Below are 15,256 nucleotides of genomic sequence, written 5' to 3'. Positions count from 1 at the left end.
CTCAAGGCTTGAGCCAGTTGCCCTGGCTCTGCGCTTCGCAATACGGCTTCAAATAGGCAGCATCGGTGGCCACGCCGTAATAGTGAATATCCTGTCGGTAAGGCATATTGGCGACTTGAGCGTTGCTGCACACCCCGAATGCGCCGGTTGGGCATTGGTCTACGTACTGCACGTCGACAGTTTGGCCGGCCAGATTGGGCTGGCAGAAACCGTCGGTAAAGAGCTTTTCCGGGATGTTTCGGTTCTGCTGGCAGACTTTCACGTCCAATCGCGCGGATGTGGTATGTACCACGCAAGCTTGGGCGAGTACTTCGCCGGAACACAGCGCCAGCATTAACGACAATCCCATCAACCGCATCTTTTACCTCCTCAGAAAATGCCGACCATGTTGCAGAACATTCCCACTCACGTCATTGCGGGCCCTTTGGGCGCCGGCAAAACCAGCCTGATCAAGCACCTGTTGACGCAGCGGCCGGTCGGCGAGCGCTGGGCGGTGCTGATCAACGAGTTCGGCCAGATCGGACTCGACGCGGCACTGCTGACCTCGGACGCCGATGGTATCGCACTGGGCGAAGTGGCCGGCGGCTGTTTGTGTTGCGTCAATGGTGCGCCGTTTCAGATCGGGCTTGGGCGGTTACTGCGCAAGGCAAAGCCGGATCGGTTGTTCATAGAACCCTCTGGCCTTGGACATCCGGTCCGGCTGCTTGAACAGTTGAGGGAGGCTCCGTGGGTCGGTGTACTGTCGGTACAGCCCTGCGTACTGGTGCTGGATGCCCAAGCGCTCGCTGCCGGCAAACCGCTGCCTGAGGCACAACAGGAAGCGTTGAACAGCGGCGGCCTGTTGGTGTTGAACAAGGCGGAAGGCCTCGACTTCGATGATCGCCAGCGAATCGCCGCGCAGTTACCTCCTGGTCCTCTGTACTGGACGCAGCAAGCTCAGTTGCCGTTGAGCAACTTGCCGGGGCTTCATGCTCGGGCTGTAGCGGGTGTGGATAACTTCGTCGCGCCCAAGGGGTTGGCGCAGATGCCCGCCATCTGGACCGATCCTGCGCTGCCGATTTGCTTGAGTCAGGAGCAGGAGGGGGGCTGGAGCATCGGCTGGCGTTGGCATCCGAGCCAGACGTTCGATGCGGCGCTCATTGGCCAATGGCTTGAAAGCCTTTCCTGGCGGCGGGCGAAGCTGGTTATCCACAGCGTCGACGGTTGGGTTTCGGCCAATGCGTTGGATAACTCGGAACTGGAATGGAAGCCCAGCGAATGGCGCCAGGATTCGCGGATAGAGCTGATTTTCAGTGAGTCCCAGGAGGTTGATTCACTGCAAAGTGTTCTGGCCGACTGTCGGTCGGGTTAAGGGCGCCACTTGGTGTGTTCTTGCCGCCACTGGCTCAATTCGATCACCTCGGCGCGGGGCTTCACCACATCGACGACCGCAGGCGTGTCGTCAAAGGGCATCGGGTAGGGCGCCAGTTCGATCTGCGCGCTGTGGGCGCCGAATTGGGTGATGGTGCCGTTGTGGCGGGTTTCACCGGTCACGGTGAACTCGAAGTTATACACGCGGGCCAGGCGCCGGCGGCCGTTGGCGTCTTTGATGAACGCGATCTTTTTCAGGGCCACGTTGCCGTCCAGCAACTCGATGCCGAGCTTGGCACAATGCTGTTTGACCCGCTCCAGCGCGCGCTCGCGCAAGCCGTGGTTGTGCCACAGCCACGCCCCACCGGTGGCGAGCAGCATCAGCACGAAGATATTTCCGAGGGTCAGCATCAACAGGTTGCTCCAACTAGATGGTGTCAGCTTAACTGCGTCGCCGGTCTGTCGTACAGGCTGCGTTTCGTCGCATACTGAGCGGCTTGAATTTCAATGGTTTTACGGAAAACTCACCGCATGAAACGTACGCCCCATCTGCTCGCCATTCAGTCCCACGTGGTGTTCGGCCACGCTGGCAACAGCGCCGCGGTTTTCCCGATGCAGCGGGTCGGGGTGAATGTCTGGCCGCTCAACACCGTGCAGTTCTCCAACCACACCCAGTACGGCCAGTGGACGGGTGAAGTGCTGGCGCCCCACCAGATCCCTGAGTTGGTCGAAGGCATTGCCGCGATTGGCGAACTGGGCAACTGCGATGCGGTGCTGTCCGGCTACCTCGGCAGTGCTGCTCAGGGCCGGGCGATCCTGACCGGCGTGGCGCGCATCAAGTCGATGAATCCCAAGGCACTGTATTTGTGCGACCCGGTGATGGGCCATCCGGAGAAAGGCTGTAGTGTACCGGCCGAAGTCAGCGACTTCCTGCTGGAAGAAGCGGCGTCGGTGGCTGACTTCATGTGCCCGAACCAGTTGGAACTGGACAGCTTCTCGGGACGCAAACCGCAGTCACTGTTCGATTGCCTGGCCATGGCGCGAGCGCTGTTGGCGCGTGGGCCGAAGGCGGTATTGGTCAAGCATCTGGACTATCCCGGTAAACCGGCGGATGGCTTCGAGATGTTGCTGGTGACTGCCGAGGGCAGCTGGCATCTGCGTCGCCCGCTGCTGGCGTTTCCGCGTCAGCCGGTGGGCGTGGGGGACCTGACGTCCGGGCTGTTCCTGGCGCGGGTGTTGTTGGGCGATAGTCTGGTCGCTGCGTTCGAGTTTACAGCGTCTGCGGTGCATGAAGTGTTGCTGGAGACTCAGGCCTGTGCCAGCTATGAGCTGGAACTGGTGCGGGCGCAGGACCGGATTGCCCATCCGCGGGTGCGGTTCGAGGCGACGGCGATCAGTCTCTGATCCGCGTTGAATCCATTCGCGAGCAGGCTCGCTCCCACACTGAATTTGTGCATGACACAGATCAAATGTGGGAGCGAGCCTGCTCGCGATGGCTATCTAAAACGGGTCACAGATCTCAGGCATCACCCTTGATTTCCTGATACCGCTTTTCCAGCTCCTGACGAATCTGCCGACGCTGCTGTGCCTGAATGAAGCGGCGTTTTTCTTCGCTGTTATGCGGTTGCAGCGGCGGGACGACAGCGGGTTTGCGGTTGTCATCCACCGCGACCATGGTGAAAAAGCAGCTATTGGTGTGGCGCACCGAGCGCTCGCGGATGTTCTCGGTCACGACCTTGATGCCCACCTCCATGGAGGTGTTGCCGGTGTAGTTGACCGAAGCCAGAAAGGTCACCAATTCGCCGACATGAATCGGCTCGCGGAAAATAACCTGGTCCACCGACAGAGTCACCACGTAGCGACCGGCATAACGGCTGGCGCATGCATACGCGACTTCGTCGAGGTATTTGAGCAAGGTGCCGCCGTGGACATTGCCAGAGAAGTTGGCCATGTCAGGGGTCATCAATACCGTCATCGACAGTTGTGCGTTTCCGGGTTCCATAGCGTTCTCACGGTTCAAGGCGCAATTTCAGGGGCGCACCTCTGCGGGTGCCTTGTCAGCTTTTTCAAACCAACAGTTATCGGGACGCCGGGCAGGTGGCTGCCGTCACGCCTGGGCCGATCTGTTTCCATATATTGCACCGCCTTTGCGACGGAAGTCGTGGTGTTAACCTCCAAAAGTCCCCTGAGGAGCTCCGCGCCATGCATGCCATCAGTTTCATTCAGGATTTGGCGGTGATCATGTTGATCGCGGGCATGGTGACTGTGTTGTTCCATCGCTTCAAACAGCCGGTGGTGCTGGGCTACATCGTCGCCGGTTTCATCATCGGTCCGCACACGCCGCCGTTCAGCCTGATTCACGATGAAGACACCATCAAGACCCTCGCGGAACTCGGGGTTATTTTCCTGATGTTCTGCCTCGGCCTGGAATTTAGCCTGCGCAAGCTGTTCAAGGTCGGCGCCACGGCGTTTATCGCGGCGTTCCTGGAAATCGTGCTGATGATCTGGATCGGTTTCGAGATCGGTCGCTGGTTCGGCTGGAACACCATGGACTCGCTGTTCCTCGGCGCGATCCTGGCGATTTCCTCGACCACCATCATCGTCAAGGCACTCAACGACCTGAAGATGAAGAACGAGCGCTTCGCGCAATTGATCTTCGGTGTGCTGATCGTCGAGGACATACTCGGTATCGGCATCATCGCGTTGCTGTCGAGCATCGCGGTCAGCGGCACGGTCAGCTCCGGCGAAGTGTTTTCCACGGTCGGCAAGCTCTCGCTTTTCATGATTGTCGCGCTGGTCATCGGGATTTTGCTGGTGCCACGGCTGCTGGCGTACGTGGCCAAATTCGAAAGCAACGAGATGCTGCTGATCACCGTGCTCGGCCTGTGTTTCGGTTTCTGTCTGCTGGTGGTGAAGCTGGAGTACAGCATGGTGCTCGGCGCGTTCTTGATTGGCGCGATCATGGCTGAATCGCGACAGCTGTTGAAAATAGAGCGTTTGATTGAACCGGTTCGTGACTTGTTCAGTGCAATCTTCTTCGTCGCCATCGGCCTGATGCTGGATCCGATGATCCTGCTGCAATATGCCTGGCCGATTGCGGTCATTACCGTGGCTGTGGTGCTTGGGAAGATGTTGTCCTGCGGTCTTGGCGCCTTTATCGCCGGGAATGATGGGCGCACCTCACTGCGTGTGGGGATGGGGCTTTCACAGATTGGCGAGTTTTCTTTCATCATCGCCGCGCTGGGCATGACGCTGCAGGTCACCAGCAACTTCCTCTATCCGGTCGCCGTGGCTGTTTCGGTGATTACCACGCTGCTGACACCGTACCTGATCCGCGCGGCCGATCCGCTATCGATCAAGCTTGCTGGCGTTATTCCGCAACGGCTGGGCAGGGTTTTGGGGATGTATGGCGAGTGGCTGCGCAGCATTCAGCCGCAAGGCGAGGGCGCGCTGCTGGCGTCGATGATTCGGCGGATTTTGTTGCAGGTGGGGGTCAATCTGGCGTTGGTGATTGCGATTTTTTTCTCGGGCGCGTATTTCGCCGAGCGCATGTCTGCCTGGCTGGAAGATTGGATCAGCGACCCGAGTTGGCAGAAAGCTTTGATTTGGGGTGGGGCACTGCTGTTGTCGCTACCGTTCCTGATCGCCGCCTATCGCAAGCTCAAGGCGCTGTCGCTGCTGTTGGCAGAGATGGGGGTGAAGCCGGAGATGGCAGGCCGTCACACGCAGCGAGTGCGTCGGGTGATCGCCGAAGTGATTCCGATCCTCTCGCTGCTGGTGATTTTCCTGCTACTGGCAGCCCTGTCGGCCAGTATTCTGCCGACTAACAAGTTGCTGGTATTGATCATCGTGGTCGCTGCCGCCGTCGCGGCATTGCTCTGGCGCTGGTTCATCCGCGTACATACGCGGATGCAGGTGGCCTTGCTCGAAACCCTGGACAACCACAAGCAATCGTCCGGACATTGACCACGCGGAGCAGCAGGTGTTTCAGCTTTCCAGCCAGACATCCCGCGCCCAGTGCCACACGGATTCCCAGGTTTCTTCGGCGAGCAGTTCTTCCTCGGCTAACCACAACACCACGGTGCCGTCTTCTTCGACCAGGTAGTAGTTGTCACCGTCCTGGCAGATCGGGATCATGCTGCGATCGACGCCAGCGTCCCAGGCGTTGGCGGCAACGTCCGGCAGGTAGGTGTGGGATTGCGGGTCGGTGACGGTCACCGGCTCCAGGCTGCCGTAGACCACGTCGCTGACGGTCAGCAAAAATTCTCTGAAGACGAACGGAATGTCGATGAACAGCTGTTCTTCGATTTCCACGATCTGATCTTCGTCAGGCAGCTCCAAGGGGACCGGTACCGGTTCGTTGGCTTCACGCAGTTGTTCAATGATTTCTTCCACGTCCGGGATCCTCTTGCTTGATGGCGCGGTTTAGTTGGGGCGGTTTATACAGTAGCTCGCTATAGATGCAACCGCGAAATAGAAAACCCCAGCCGAGGCTGGGGTTTTTTTACTACAGCATACTTAACGCAAGGGGGATCAGCCGTTCTGGCGGATACCGGCCACCAGCCACGGCTGGTTTTCGCCCTGTGGACGTTCCATGTTCCAGCTTTCGCTGAACACTTCACCCTGGTCGAAACGCGAGGTCTTCGACACACCGCTGAAGGTCAGGGTGGCGATGGTCTTGTCGGCACGGTCATCCACGCCGTCCAGTTGAACATTGAGGTTATCAATGTAGGTCGACTGGAAACCTTCGCCCAGGTCAGCGCGTTCGCGTTTGAGGAACTCGAGCAGCTGCGGGGTCACGAACTCGGCGATCTTGTCCATTTCGTTAGCGTCCCAGTGTTGCTGCAGGGACTGGAAGTGGTTGCGGGCCGCTTCAATGAAGTTCTTTTCATTGAACCAGGCCGGAGCATTGATTACCGGACGAGCGGCAACCGGTGCAGCCGAACCGCCGAAGATCGAACCGCCAGCAGGCTTGTTCTCGAACACTTCACGCTGCATCGGCGCGTGGCCAGCTGGAGCCATGTGCTCTTGCTGCTTGCGACGACGAGCGGCGATGAAGCGGAAGACCAGGAAGGCAATGACCGCCATGATCAGGATGTCGAAGATCTGCATGCCCTCGAAGCCGCCGCCCATGAACATGGAAGCCAGCAGGCCACCGGCAGCGATGCCGGCCAGAGGGCCGAGCCAGCGCGAAGCACCGCCAGCCTTGGCCGCGGCGCCAGCGGCACCGGCAGCACCAGCAGTCGCCGCAGCGCCGCCCATGCCTGGAGAAGAAGGTGCCATTTGGCTGGTCTGGTGAGTCGGCGCAGCGCCGGAGCTCTTGCCGCCACCAAAGCGCTTGGCGTTGGCGTCGAGGCTCATCGTCAGGCCGATGCACAACGCCATGGCGATGCTAAGAAAACGTTTCATAAAGGGTAATCCCATTTGTGGATGGCACGCGCGCCATGTTGCACAGCTGAAGTGTTACTGGCTAGCGGCAGAGTGTTTCGGGCTTTTGCCTGACAGGTTGCGTTCAGCTTCAGTCAGCGCAATAAGGCCTTTTACTTTGGTCCGTAGGACGAATGGATAGTTCTGTAGGAAAGAGGCCTAGCGTCGCAGCGCGAGCAAGACCACACCGGCCGTGATCAGTCCGATTCCGCCCCATTGGCGCAGGTCGAGTTTTTCGCCCAGCAGGACCACGCCGAGCACCGCCACCAGCACCACGCTGAGTTTGTCCACTGGAGCGACCAACGAAGCCGGCCCCAGTTTCAGCGCGCGGAAGTAGCAGATCCACGAGGCACCGGTGGCTAGTCCCGACAGCAACAGGAACAGGTAGCTCCTGGCGGAGATCGATCCTAATGTCTGATATTGGCCCGTGGCGTACAAAATCAAGGCCAGGCTGACCAATACCACCACGGTGCGTAGCAGGGTGGCGAAGTCGGAATTGACGTTTTCGATGCCGATTTTGGCGAAGATCGCGGTCATGGCGGCAAACGCCGCCGACATCAGGGCCCAGAATGTCCAGGAAGAAAAGAAGCCTGAGCCCATTATTTCGCGCCTGTTGAGGTGGATTCAACACAAAGCCCTGTGGGAGCGAGCCTGCTCGCGATAGCCACACCGCGGTTAAACAGATATACCGAGTTGCTTGCATTCGCGAGCAGGCTCGCTCCCACAGAAAAGCTGATCAGTTAGCCCTTAAATAGCTTCCAGCTTGGCGTAACCGAGCATCAGCCACTTGCTGCCTTCGCTGAAATTCACTTGCACCCGTGCTTGAGCGCCGGCGCCTTCGAAATTCAGGATCACGCCATCGCCGAACACCGAGTGCCGCACAGTCTGGCCGAGACTGAAACCGGTGTCCGGGATCTCGCTGCCGCCAAACAGGCTGCTGGAACTCTGCTGCTGACCGCCGCCGAATGGACGGCTGACGCTGTTGGACAGCCGCACTTCCTGAATCAGGCCTTTGGGCACTTCCCGTACGAAACGCGACACCTTGTTGTAGGTTTCGCTGCCGTACAGGCGTCGGGTCTCAGCATAGGTCATCACCAGATTATTCATGGCACGGGTGATGCCGACGTAGGCCAGACGGCGTTCTTCCTCAAGACGGCCGGGCTCTTCCAGGCTCATCTTGTGCGGGAACAGACCTTCCTCCATGCCCACCAGGAACACGTAAGGGAATTCCAGGCCCTTGGCGCTGTGCAAGGTCATCAGCTGAATGCTGTCTTCGTGCTCCTCGGCCTGAGTATCGCCGGCTTCCAGCGATGCATGGCCAAGGAACGCCGCCAGCGGCGTCAGGTCTTCGTCTTCTTCCGCGTTTTCGAAGTTGCGCGCCGCGCTGACCAGTTCCTCAAGGTTTTCTACCCGAGCCTGGCCTTTCTCGCCTTTTTCCGCCTGGTGATAGGCAATCAGCCCTGATTGCTCGATGACCGTCTGGGTCATCAGGTGCAGGGGCATTTCCATGCACTTGGCGGCGAGATTCTCGATCAGCTCGATAAAGGCGCCGAGCGCGCCAGCAGCGCGACCGGTCAGGCCTTTATTAGCCACCAGCAGGCGCATGGCTTCCCACATCGACACATCGCTGTGACGGGCGTGGTCGCGAATCGCTTCGACGGTTTTCTCGCCGATGCCACGGGCCGGGACGTTGATCACCCGCTCCAGCGCCGCATCATTGCCACGGCCTTCCAGCAAGCGCAGGTAAGCCATGGCGTTCTTGATCTCTGCCCGCTCGAAGAAGCGCTGACCGCCATAGATGCGGTACGGAATGCGCTCGCGCAGCAAGGCTTCTTCTAAAACGCGCGATTGGGCGTTGGAGCGATACAAAATCGCGATATCGCTGCGGGCCAAGCCGGTTTTCAGCGCGCTTTCAATGGTTTCCACCACGTAGCGTGCTTCATCGTGTTCGTTGAACGCGGCGTACAGGTTGATCGCTTCGCCTTCGCCGCCATCGGTCCACAGCTCTTTGCCCATACGCCCGGTGTTATTGGCAATCAGGGCGTTGGCCGCCTTGAGGATCCCGGCGGTGGAGCGGTAGTTCTGCTCCAGACGAATGGTCTCGGCATCCGGGAAATCGTCGGAGTACTGATAGATGTTCTCGATTTTCGCGCCACGCCAGCCGTAAATCGATTGATCGTCGTCGCCCACCACCATCAGGCTGTCGCCGCCCTTGGCCAGCAAACGCAACCAGGCGTACTGCACGGCGTTGGTGTCCTGGAACTCGTCCACCAGAATATGCCGGAAGCGCTTCTGGTAATGGGCAAGCAAGCCCGGGTGATCGCGCCATAAATCGAGGGCACGCAGCAGCAATTCGGAGAAGTCGATAACGCCAGCGCGCAGGCAAGCAGCCTCGTAAGCCTCATAAATGCTGCGCATGGTTGCCAGGAACAGGTCGCCGCTGGCTTGAATATGTTGTGGGCGCAGACCTTCGTCTTTTTGCCCGTTGATGAACCACTGGGCCTGCCGGGCCGGCCAGCGTTGTTCGTCCAGACCCAGCTCGCGGATCACCCGCTTGACCAGCCGTTGCTGGTCATCGCTGTCGAGAATCTGGAAGGTCTGGCTCAGGCCGGCTTCCTGCCAGTGCGCACGCAGCAAGCGGTGCGCCAAGCCGTGGAAGGTGCCAACCCACATGCCGGCCGGGTTGAGCCCCATCAGCTGCTCGATGCGCTGACGCATCTCGGCCGCGGCCTTGTTGGTGAAGGTCACCGACAGGATAGAGTGGGGCGAGGCGTTTTCGACCTGGATCAACCAGGCGATACGGTGCACCAGCACTCGGGTTTTACCGGAACCAGCACCGGCCAGGACCAACTGACGACCCACGCGGGCAGCTACGGCCTGGCGTTGGGCATCGTTGAGTGAGTTCAGCAGAAGGGAGAGATCATCGCGCATCGGGGCATTCTAGGGTGCGCTGACACACCGGGCAAACCGAGCTTTGCATTAGCCGATGAAAGATCCACAAAGGACGACCGGTCAGTCACTCGCCGCAGGCGTTGGCGGGCCGCGCTCCAACGGTTTTGGAGGGGTGGCGGGGGGCTGAAATAATGTCGAATTTGTGATCCGGGGCAGTTTGGTAAGGGCATTGGCTTGTGTATGCTCCGACGACGTTTCGGGCTCATGCTCATCATTATAAGAACAAGAACATTGCCTATGACCCTCAGCATCGACCTGTCGGGCCCCACGGTGGCGCCTCGGGTTATCCGCAAACAGTACGCCATGGAAATGGCGGTCGAACGCACGCGCCTGCTTTATCAGGGCTCGCTGCTGCCCACGTTATTCATGTTGATCAATGGTCTGGTCTGCGCCCGTTTGCTCTGGAATCCGCAGCGCCATTTCCTGGTCAGCGTCTGGCTGGTGTGGCTGTTGTCGCTGGTGGCGTTACGGGTGATTCAGGTCGCGGCCTTCGATTCGGCGATTCCTGACCGGCAGGCGCATCCGATCTGGCGTCGTATGTTTTTGCTCGGCTCCGGCCTTACCGGCTTGACGCTGGCCGGCGCCGGTATTGCGTTGGTGCCCGCCGACAATTTCATGCAGCAAGCGTGGGTGTTCGGCCTGATCGGCGCCGCCGCCCTTTCTGCCAGCGTTGCGTACGCGGTCAGCCTGCCGGCGTTTCTGTCTTTTACCTTGCCCTGCCTGTTGCCGGCCATCCTCTATTTATTCTGGGGCGGCGACGCACAGGGTCAAGGCTGGGGTTGGTTCGGGTTGATTTTGTTGGGGGCGCTGAGTGTGATCGCCTGGCAGATCAACCGCCTGATCGACCGCGGATTGCTGCGGCGCTTCCAGAATCAGGCATTGATCGAGCACTTGCAGCAAGCGCAAAGCCGTAGCGATCAACTCAATCACGAACTGGCCAAGGAAATCGACCAGCGCCGCTGCGCCGAAGACCAATTGCGTGAAGCCCAGGTCGAACTGGAAAACCGTGTTGCCCAGCGCAGCCTGGAGCTGGACGCCGCGAACCAGGCCCTGAGCAAGAGTGAAGCGCGCCTGGCGTTGGCGTTGAATGCCAGCGAACTCGGGCTGTGGGACTGGAACCTGCAAACCGATGAAGTCCATCACACGCAGATCCAGGAATTGTTCGGCCTGGCACCGGAGTACGTGACGGCCATGCTTCGTCACCTCAAACCTCGTCTACACCCGGAAGACGTGCCGGTGCTGAAGCGAACGTTGGTCGAGCATTTGAAAGGCCGCAGTGAGGACTACCAGATCGAGTACCGCGTGCGGCATGGCGATGGCCATTGGGTCTGGATTGAGGATCGCGGCAGGGCCGTTGAGCGCAGCGAAAACGGTCGGGTGATTCGCATGGTCGGCACCCGTCGTGACATCAGCGCAACCAAGAGTCAGGAAGACCAACGCCAACTGGCGGCGACCGTGTTTGAAGCCGCCAGCGAAGGCATCGTGATTTTCGACCCCGATTATGCGTTGATCGCGGTCAATCAGGCCTTCAGCCGAGTTACCGGCTATGACATCGACGACATGCTGGGCCGTAACGTCGTCGAGTTACCGTGCAGTCGCGATGCGCGCCGACACTACGGTGCAATTCATCACGCGTTGGAGCAGCACGGAACCTGGCAAGGCGAGTTGGTGGAGACCCGTAAAAATGGCGAGCTCTATCCGCAATGGCTGCAACTGAACGTGGTGCGCGATACAAGGGGAAACGTCAGTCATATTGTCGGCTTCTTCGCCGATCTGTCGGCCCGTCGCGAATCCGAAGAGCGCATGCGTTATCTGACCCACTACGACGAGCTGACGGGCCTGGCGAACCGTTCGTTGTTCCGGGAACGGCTGCGCGAGGCACACCAGCGCGTGCGTCAGGGCGGGCGTAGCCTGGCATTGCTGCACATCAATCTGGACCGCTTCAAATTACTCAATGACAGCCTGGGTCATGACGTCGCCGACCAACTGCTGCAGAAAATGTCCCGACGCCTGGTCAACGCACTGCCAGAGGCCGACACGATCGCAAGGCTTTCCGGGGATGAGTTTGCGGTGCTGTTCGATGCCTACGCAAACCTGTCGAGCCTGGCGCGAGTGGCGAAACGTTTGTCGAGCAAGCTACGTTTGCCGGTCACCGTTGATGGTCATGAACTGGTGATCAGTGCGTCCATGGGCATCAGCATGTTGCCGGACAACGCGCGGGAAATCACTGCGTTGGTCAGTCAGTCGAACATAGCCATGCAACACGCCAAACACTTGGGTGGCGATAACTTCCAGTTTTATACCGAAAGCCTGCAAGCCAGCACCCTTGAGCGATTGCAGCTGGAAAACCAGCTGCGCAAAGCCATTGAAGAACAGCAGCTGAAAGTTTTTTACCAACCCAAACTCTGCCTCGCCACGGGCCGACTGAACGCCGCCGAAGCGTTGGTGCGCTGGGATCATCCGACCATGGGTCGGGTGCCGCCGGGAGATTTTATCGGTCTGGCCGAGGAAATCGGCCTGATCGGCCCGATTGGCGAATTCGTATTGCGTCAGGCCTGCTGGCAAGCCTGCGAGTGGCAGCGGCAGGGGCTTGAACCGATCCGGGTGTCGGTCAACCTGTCGGTGCATCAATTGCGTCAGGGCAAGCTGGTCAGCCTGGTGCGCCAAGTGCTGGAAGAAACCGGCCTGGCGCCGCACTACCTCGAGTTGGAACTCACCGAAAGTCAGTTGCTGGACAGCGTCGAGCACATCATCGCGACCTTCCAGCAGCTGCGAGATCTGGGGGTGAAGCTGGCGATTGATGATTTCGGCACGGGGTATTCGTCCCTGAGCTATCTCAAACGCATTCCGGTGGACTACGTGAAGATCGATCAGGCGTTTATCCGCGGTCTGGGGGAGGGCAGCGAAGATGCGGCGATTACCCGGGCGATTATTGCGATGGCGCATGGATTGTCGCTGAAAGTGGTGGCTGAAGGCGTGGAACGGCAGGAGCAGCTGGAGTTTTTGAAAGCCGAGCGCTGTGATGAAGTGCAGGGCTATTTGATCAGTCGCCCGGTTGAAGCCGATGAACTGGCCAAGCTGTTACGTAAGGACGCTAACCCCTTATAGGTGCTACATGGAGCGCACGTCGCCTGAAATGGGGACATCGAGTTACGCATTGAGCAGGCAAAAAGCCAATTCTTGTAGTATAACTACAAGCTTGCTACATCCCCGGCAACTGCCAATAACAAAGAGTCCAGCCCTTTGAATCTGCTGCAACACATCGCCCAGTCACGCCACCTCTTACGCAAGTCGGAGCTCAAGGTCGCCGACCACGTGCTGCTTGATCCTGCGGCGGTGATGCACAGCTCCATGGCCGACCTGGCCCACAGCGTCGGCATCAGCGAGCCGACCATCGTGCGCTTTTGCCGCGCCATTGGTTGCTCCGGTTTTCAGGATTTGAAACTGAAGCTGGCGCAGAGCCTGGCGGCCGGCGCGAGCTTCGGCCAGTTTGCGATCCATGAAGACGATTCCGTTGCCGACTACAGCCTGAAAATCTTCGACACCACCCTGCATACCTTGATGGAGGTTCGCGAGAAGCTCGATCCGGTGGAATTGCAGCGGGCGGTCACGCTCATGTCCCAGGCTCAGCGCGTCGAGTTCTATGGCTTTGGTGCATCGGGTGCCGTGGCTGCCGATGCCCAGCACAAGTTCTTCCGTTTGCTGCTGACCGCAGCGGCGTATTCCGACCCGCACATGCAAGCGATGTCGGCAGTGACGTTGAAGCCGTCTGACGTAGCGATCTGTATTTCACAGTCCGGGCGTTCCAAGGATCTGCTGATCACGGCCAACCTGGTGCGTGAAAGTGGTGCCTCGCTGATCACCTTGTGTCCGAGCCAGACGCCGCTGGCTGAGCTGTCGACCGTCAACCTGGCGATCGATGTGCATGAAGACACCGAAATCTACACCCCGCTGACCTCGCGTATCGCTCACCTTGTGGTGATCGACGTATTGGCGATGGGCGTGGCAATGGCGCGCGGACCGAGCCTGGTCAACCACCTCAAGAGCGTCAAACGCAGCCTTCGCAGCTTGCGGCTGTCGCCCAAATCGGTGAAAGCGCTGGACGACTGACGTCGTCGTAAGGTCGTTCCGACCTTAATCGTCGGAACGCCGCCCGGACCAGGCTCGCTCCCACATTTGATCGCGTTCTCCTGTGGGAGCGAGCCTGCTCGCGAAGGCGCCCTCAAACATGACAACTTTCATCTGCCTGTAACCCGTCCGCCGCCAAACCGTCATCCCCCGCGCCTATCTTGAAACTCCCGTAATCGCCTTGGGAGACTCGAAATGGCCCAGCCCTACGAAGAACGCAACAGCGCCGCCAAAACCCGTCGTCAGCAAGAAGATCAGCGCCGCATGGAGTTTCGCCGCGCCATCGAAGATCGTTGCGAACGCCGCCAACTGCTGGCCGAGATCGGTGATTTCCCTGATCTGGAGCTCAATTACTGGCACGTAGCGCCGGTAACTTCGCGTCGAAACGCTCAACCAGCGCACTGATCTGCACCCGCTCGCTGCGGATAAACGCAAGGAATGCGTGGGCCACCGGCGACAGTCGCTTGGCTTTGGCCTGCACCAGGCACCAACTGCGGTACAGCGGCAGCTCTTCGACCGGCAACTCTATCAATCCGCCGGTCGCCAACTCGAGGTTCAGGGCGTGGCGCGTCAACAGCGCTACGCCCAGACCTGCCAGCACACATTCACGTTGAGCTTCGGCTGACGAGACCTCCTGGGTCTGGTTGAAGTGCACGCGCTTTTCCTTGAAGTACTCTTCGCACGCCATTCGCGTCCCGGAACCGGGTTCGCGCAGCAGGAGGGTGTAGGGCTCAAGGTCCTGCAAGCGCAGAGGCCCCATGTGGCACAACGGATGATCCGGTGGCGCCACCGCAACAATCGGGTTGTTGAGGAAGGGCAGGAACTCCAGCCCCATGTCCTGCGGCACCATCGACATGATCACCAGGTCATCGCGGTTGTCTGACAGACGTCGAATCACTTGCCCCCGATTGACGACCGTCAGTTGCAGGTTTACTTCCGGATGCTGACGTTTGAACGCGGCAAACAAGTGCGGGACGAAATACTTGGCGCTGGATTCCACCGCCAGTTTCAGCTGGCCTTGCAGCGATCCTTGCATGTCCGAAAGCTGCATATCGAGGTTTTCCAGACGCCCGAAAATATCCCGGCTGGCGCGTTGGAGTGCTTCTGCGGCCTCGGTCATGTAGAGTTTTTTGCCGACGTAGTCGAACAAGGGCTGACCAATCAGCTCCTCAAGTTGACGGATCTGTAGGCTGACGGCGGGTTGTGTGAGCGACATTTCGTCGGCTGCCCGGCTGTAGGATCGTAAATCACAAACTTCATTGAAAATCTGCAATTGACGTAATGTCATACGCATCAATGACTTACGCATATTGTGTCGCTCCCGCCGCAGGCTGATGCATCAACTATAAGTCTTTACTTATGCCTGACCCAATTATTATTCATTTTTGTTAATCCCTTG

The 15,256-nt window shown here is 59.2% G+C and carries 14 protein-coding genes; 6 read left to right on the top strand and 8 right to left on the bottom strand.

Annotated features, from left to right (window positions below):
* Nucleotide 1 precedes the first annotated feature (1 nt).
* Nucleotides 2-358, bottom strand: coding sequence for an NADH:ubiquinone oxidoreductase (locus tag ACWGZX_RS14095; protein ID WP_452628732.1), 357 nt, complete (start codon nucleotides 356-358; stop codon nucleotides 2-4).
* A 27-nt stretch (nucleotides 359-385) separates the two neighbouring features.
* On the opposite strand from ACWGZX_RS14095, the gene ACWGZX_RS14090 reads away from it, so the two are divergent.
* Nucleotides 386-1,351 carry a CobW family GTP-binding protein gene (locus ACWGZX_RS14090; RefSeq protein ID WP_452628731.1) on the top strand — a complete coding sequence of 322 codons (966 nt, stop codon included), beginning with the start codon at nucleotides 386-388 and terminating at the stop codon, nucleotides 1,349-1,351.
* Here ACWGZX_RS14090 and ACWGZX_RS14085 read toward each other — a convergent pair.
* Nucleotides 1,348-1,761, bottom strand: a complete 414-nt coding sequence (locus tag ACWGZX_RS14085; protein ID WP_123433186.1) for a DUF3301 domain-containing protein — start codon at nucleotides 1,759-1,761, stop codon at nucleotides 1,348-1,350. The genes ACWGZX_RS14090 and ACWGZX_RS14085 overlap by 4 nt on opposite strands.
* Nucleotides 1,762-1,881: 120 nt before the next feature.
* Here ACWGZX_RS14085 and pdxY point away from each other — a divergent pair, with 120 nt between their 5' ends.
* Nucleotides 1,882-2,754 carry a pyridoxal kinase PdxY gene (gene pdxY / locus ACWGZX_RS14080; protein ID WP_223521299.1) on the top strand — a complete coding sequence of 291 codons (873 nt, stop codon included), beginning with the start codon at nucleotides 1,882-1,884 and terminating at the stop codon, nucleotides 2,752-2,754.
* Between the two features lie 115 nt (nucleotides 2,755-2,869).
* On the opposite strand, the gene ACWGZX_RS14075 is transcribed toward pdxY, so the two are convergent.
* The gene (locus ACWGZX_RS14075) at nucleotides 2,870-3,352 is read right to left on the bottom strand and encodes an acyl-CoA thioesterase (RefSeq protein WP_027926265.1); all 483 of its coding nucleotides are present in this window, start codon (nucleotides 3,350-3,352) and stop codon (nucleotides 2,870-2,872) included.
* A 200-nt stretch (nucleotides 3,353-3,552) separates the two neighbouring features.
* Between ACWGZX_RS14075 and ACWGZX_RS14070 the strand changes: the two genes are divergently transcribed.
* The gene (locus ACWGZX_RS14070) at nucleotides 3,553-5,316 is read left to right on the top strand and encodes a cation:proton antiporter (RefSeq protein WP_452628730.1); all 1,764 of its coding nucleotides are present in this window, start codon (nucleotides 3,553-3,555) and stop codon (nucleotides 5,314-5,316) included.
* A 21-nt stretch (nucleotides 5,317-5,337) separates the two neighbouring features.
* Here ACWGZX_RS14070 and ACWGZX_RS14065 read toward each other — a convergent pair whose 3' ends face one another.
* The 4 genes from ACWGZX_RS14065 to uvrD form a co-directional block, all read right to left on the bottom strand.
* Nucleotides 5,338-5,745, bottom strand: a complete 408-nt coding sequence (locus tag ACWGZX_RS14065; RefSeq protein ID WP_008073570.1) for an SMI1/KNR4 family protein — start codon at nucleotides 5,743-5,745, stop codon at nucleotides 5,338-5,340.
* Nucleotides 5,746-5,883: 138 nt separating this feature from the next.
* Nucleotides 5,884-6,759 carry a Tim44 domain-containing protein gene (locus tag ACWGZX_RS14060; RefSeq protein WP_223521295.1) on the bottom strand — a complete coding sequence of 292 codons (876 nt, stop codon included), beginning with the start codon at nucleotides 6,757-6,759 and terminating at the stop codon, nucleotides 5,884-5,886.
* Between the two features lie 177 nt (nucleotides 6,760-6,936).
* A complete protein-coding gene (locus ACWGZX_RS14055; RefSeq protein WP_452628729.1) occupies nucleotides 6,937-7,377 on the bottom strand; it encodes an EamA family transporter in 441 nt (146 codons plus the stop codon).
* Between the two features lie 147 nt (nucleotides 7,378-7,524).
* Complete coding sequence (gene uvrD, locus ACWGZX_RS14050; protein WP_223521291.1) at nucleotides 7,525-9,708, bottom strand: DNA helicase II; 2,184 nt, start codon at nucleotides 9,706-9,708, stop codon at nucleotides 7,525-7,527.
* 258 nt (nucleotides 9,709-9,966) lie between these two features.
* On the opposite strand from uvrD, the gene ACWGZX_RS14045 reads away from it, so the two are divergent.
* From ACWGZX_RS14045 to ACWGZX_RS14035, 3 genes are all read left to right on the top strand, one after another.
* Nucleotides 9,967-12,837 carry an EAL domain-containing protein gene (locus ACWGZX_RS14045; RefSeq protein WP_452628728.1) on the top strand — a complete coding sequence of 957 codons (2,871 nt, stop codon included), beginning with the start codon at nucleotides 9,967-9,969 and terminating at the stop codon, nucleotides 12,835-12,837.
* Nucleotides 12,838-12,972: 135 nt separating this feature from the next.
* Nucleotides 12,973-13,839 carry a transcriptional regulator HexR gene (gene hexR / locus ACWGZX_RS14040; protein ID WP_025131545.1) on the top strand — a complete coding sequence of 289 codons (867 nt, stop codon included), beginning with the start codon at nucleotides 12,973-12,975 and terminating at the stop codon, nucleotides 13,837-13,839.
* Between the two features lie 213 nt (nucleotides 13,840-14,052).
* Nucleotides 14,053-14,262: a PA3496 family putative envelope integrity protein gene (locus ACWGZX_RS14035; RefSeq protein WP_452628727.1), complete on the top strand. Its 210-nt coding sequence runs from the start codon at nucleotides 14,053-14,055 to the stop codon at nucleotides 14,260-14,262.
* Here the strand turns inward: ACWGZX_RS14035 and ACWGZX_RS14030 are convergent.
* The gene (locus tag ACWGZX_RS14030; RefSeq protein WP_452628726.1) at nucleotides 14,204-15,166 is read right to left on the bottom strand and encodes a LysR family transcriptional regulator; all 963 of its coding nucleotides are present in this window, start codon (nucleotides 15,164-15,166) and stop codon (nucleotides 14,204-14,206) included. The two genes, ACWGZX_RS14035 and ACWGZX_RS14030, sit on opposite strands and share 59 nt — an antisense overlap.
* Nucleotides 15,167-15,256: the final 90 nt, after the last annotated feature.

The organism is Pseudomonas sp. CLCA07 (genome assembly GCF_053615335.1).
Note: the sequence above shows the minus strand (reverse complement) of the source record. Positions and strands in the feature narration are given on the sequence as shown.

Bases quoted from the DNA above. Each gene is read 5' to 3' on its own strand.
- ACWGZX_RS14060 (WP_223521295.1), bottom strand. From the start codon at position 6,759: ATGAAACGTTTTCTTAGCATCGCCATGGCGTTGTGCATCGGCCTGACG.
- ACWGZX_RS14035 (WP_452628727.1), top strand. From the start codon at position 14,053: ATGGCCCAGCCCTACGAAGAACGCAACAGCGCCGCCAAAACCCGTCGT.
- ACWGZX_RS14095 (WP_452628732.1), bottom strand. From the start codon at position 358: ATGCGGTTGATGGGATTGTCGTTAATGCTGGCGCTGTGTTCCGGCGAA.
- ACWGZX_RS14090 (WP_452628731.1), top strand. From the start codon at position 386: ATGTTGCAGAACATTCCCACTCACGTCATTGCGGGCCCTTTGGGCGCC.
- ACWGZX_RS14055 (WP_452628729.1), bottom strand. From the start codon at position 7,377: ATGGGCTCAGGCTTCTTTTCTTCCTGGACATTCTGGGCCCTGATGTCG.
- ACWGZX_RS14030 (WP_452628726.1), bottom strand. From the start codon at position 15,166: ATGCGTAAGTCATTGATGCGTATGACATTACGTCAATTGCAGATTTTC.
- ACWGZX_RS14070 (WP_452628730.1), top strand. From the start codon at position 3,553: ATGCATGCCATCAGTTTCATTCAGGATTTGGCGGTGATCATGTTGATC.
- ACWGZX_RS14045 (WP_452628728.1), top strand. From the start codon at position 9,967: ATGACCCTCAGCATCGACCTGTCGGGCCCCACGGTGGCGCCTCGGGTT.
- pdxY (WP_223521299.1), top strand. From the start codon at position 1,882: ATGAAACGTACGCCCCATCTGCTCGCCATTCAGTCCCACGTGGTGTTC.
- uvrD (WP_223521291.1), bottom strand. From the start codon at position 9,708: ATGCGCGATGATCTCTCCCTTCTGCTGAACTCACTCAACGATGCCCAA.
- ACWGZX_RS14085 (WP_123433186.1), bottom strand. From the start codon at position 1,761: ATGCTGACCCTCGGAAATATCTTCGTGCTGATGCTGCTCGCCACCGGT.
- ACWGZX_RS14075 (WP_027926265.1), bottom strand. From the start codon at position 3,352: ATGGAACCCGGAAACGCACAACTGTCGATGACGGTATTGATGACCCCT.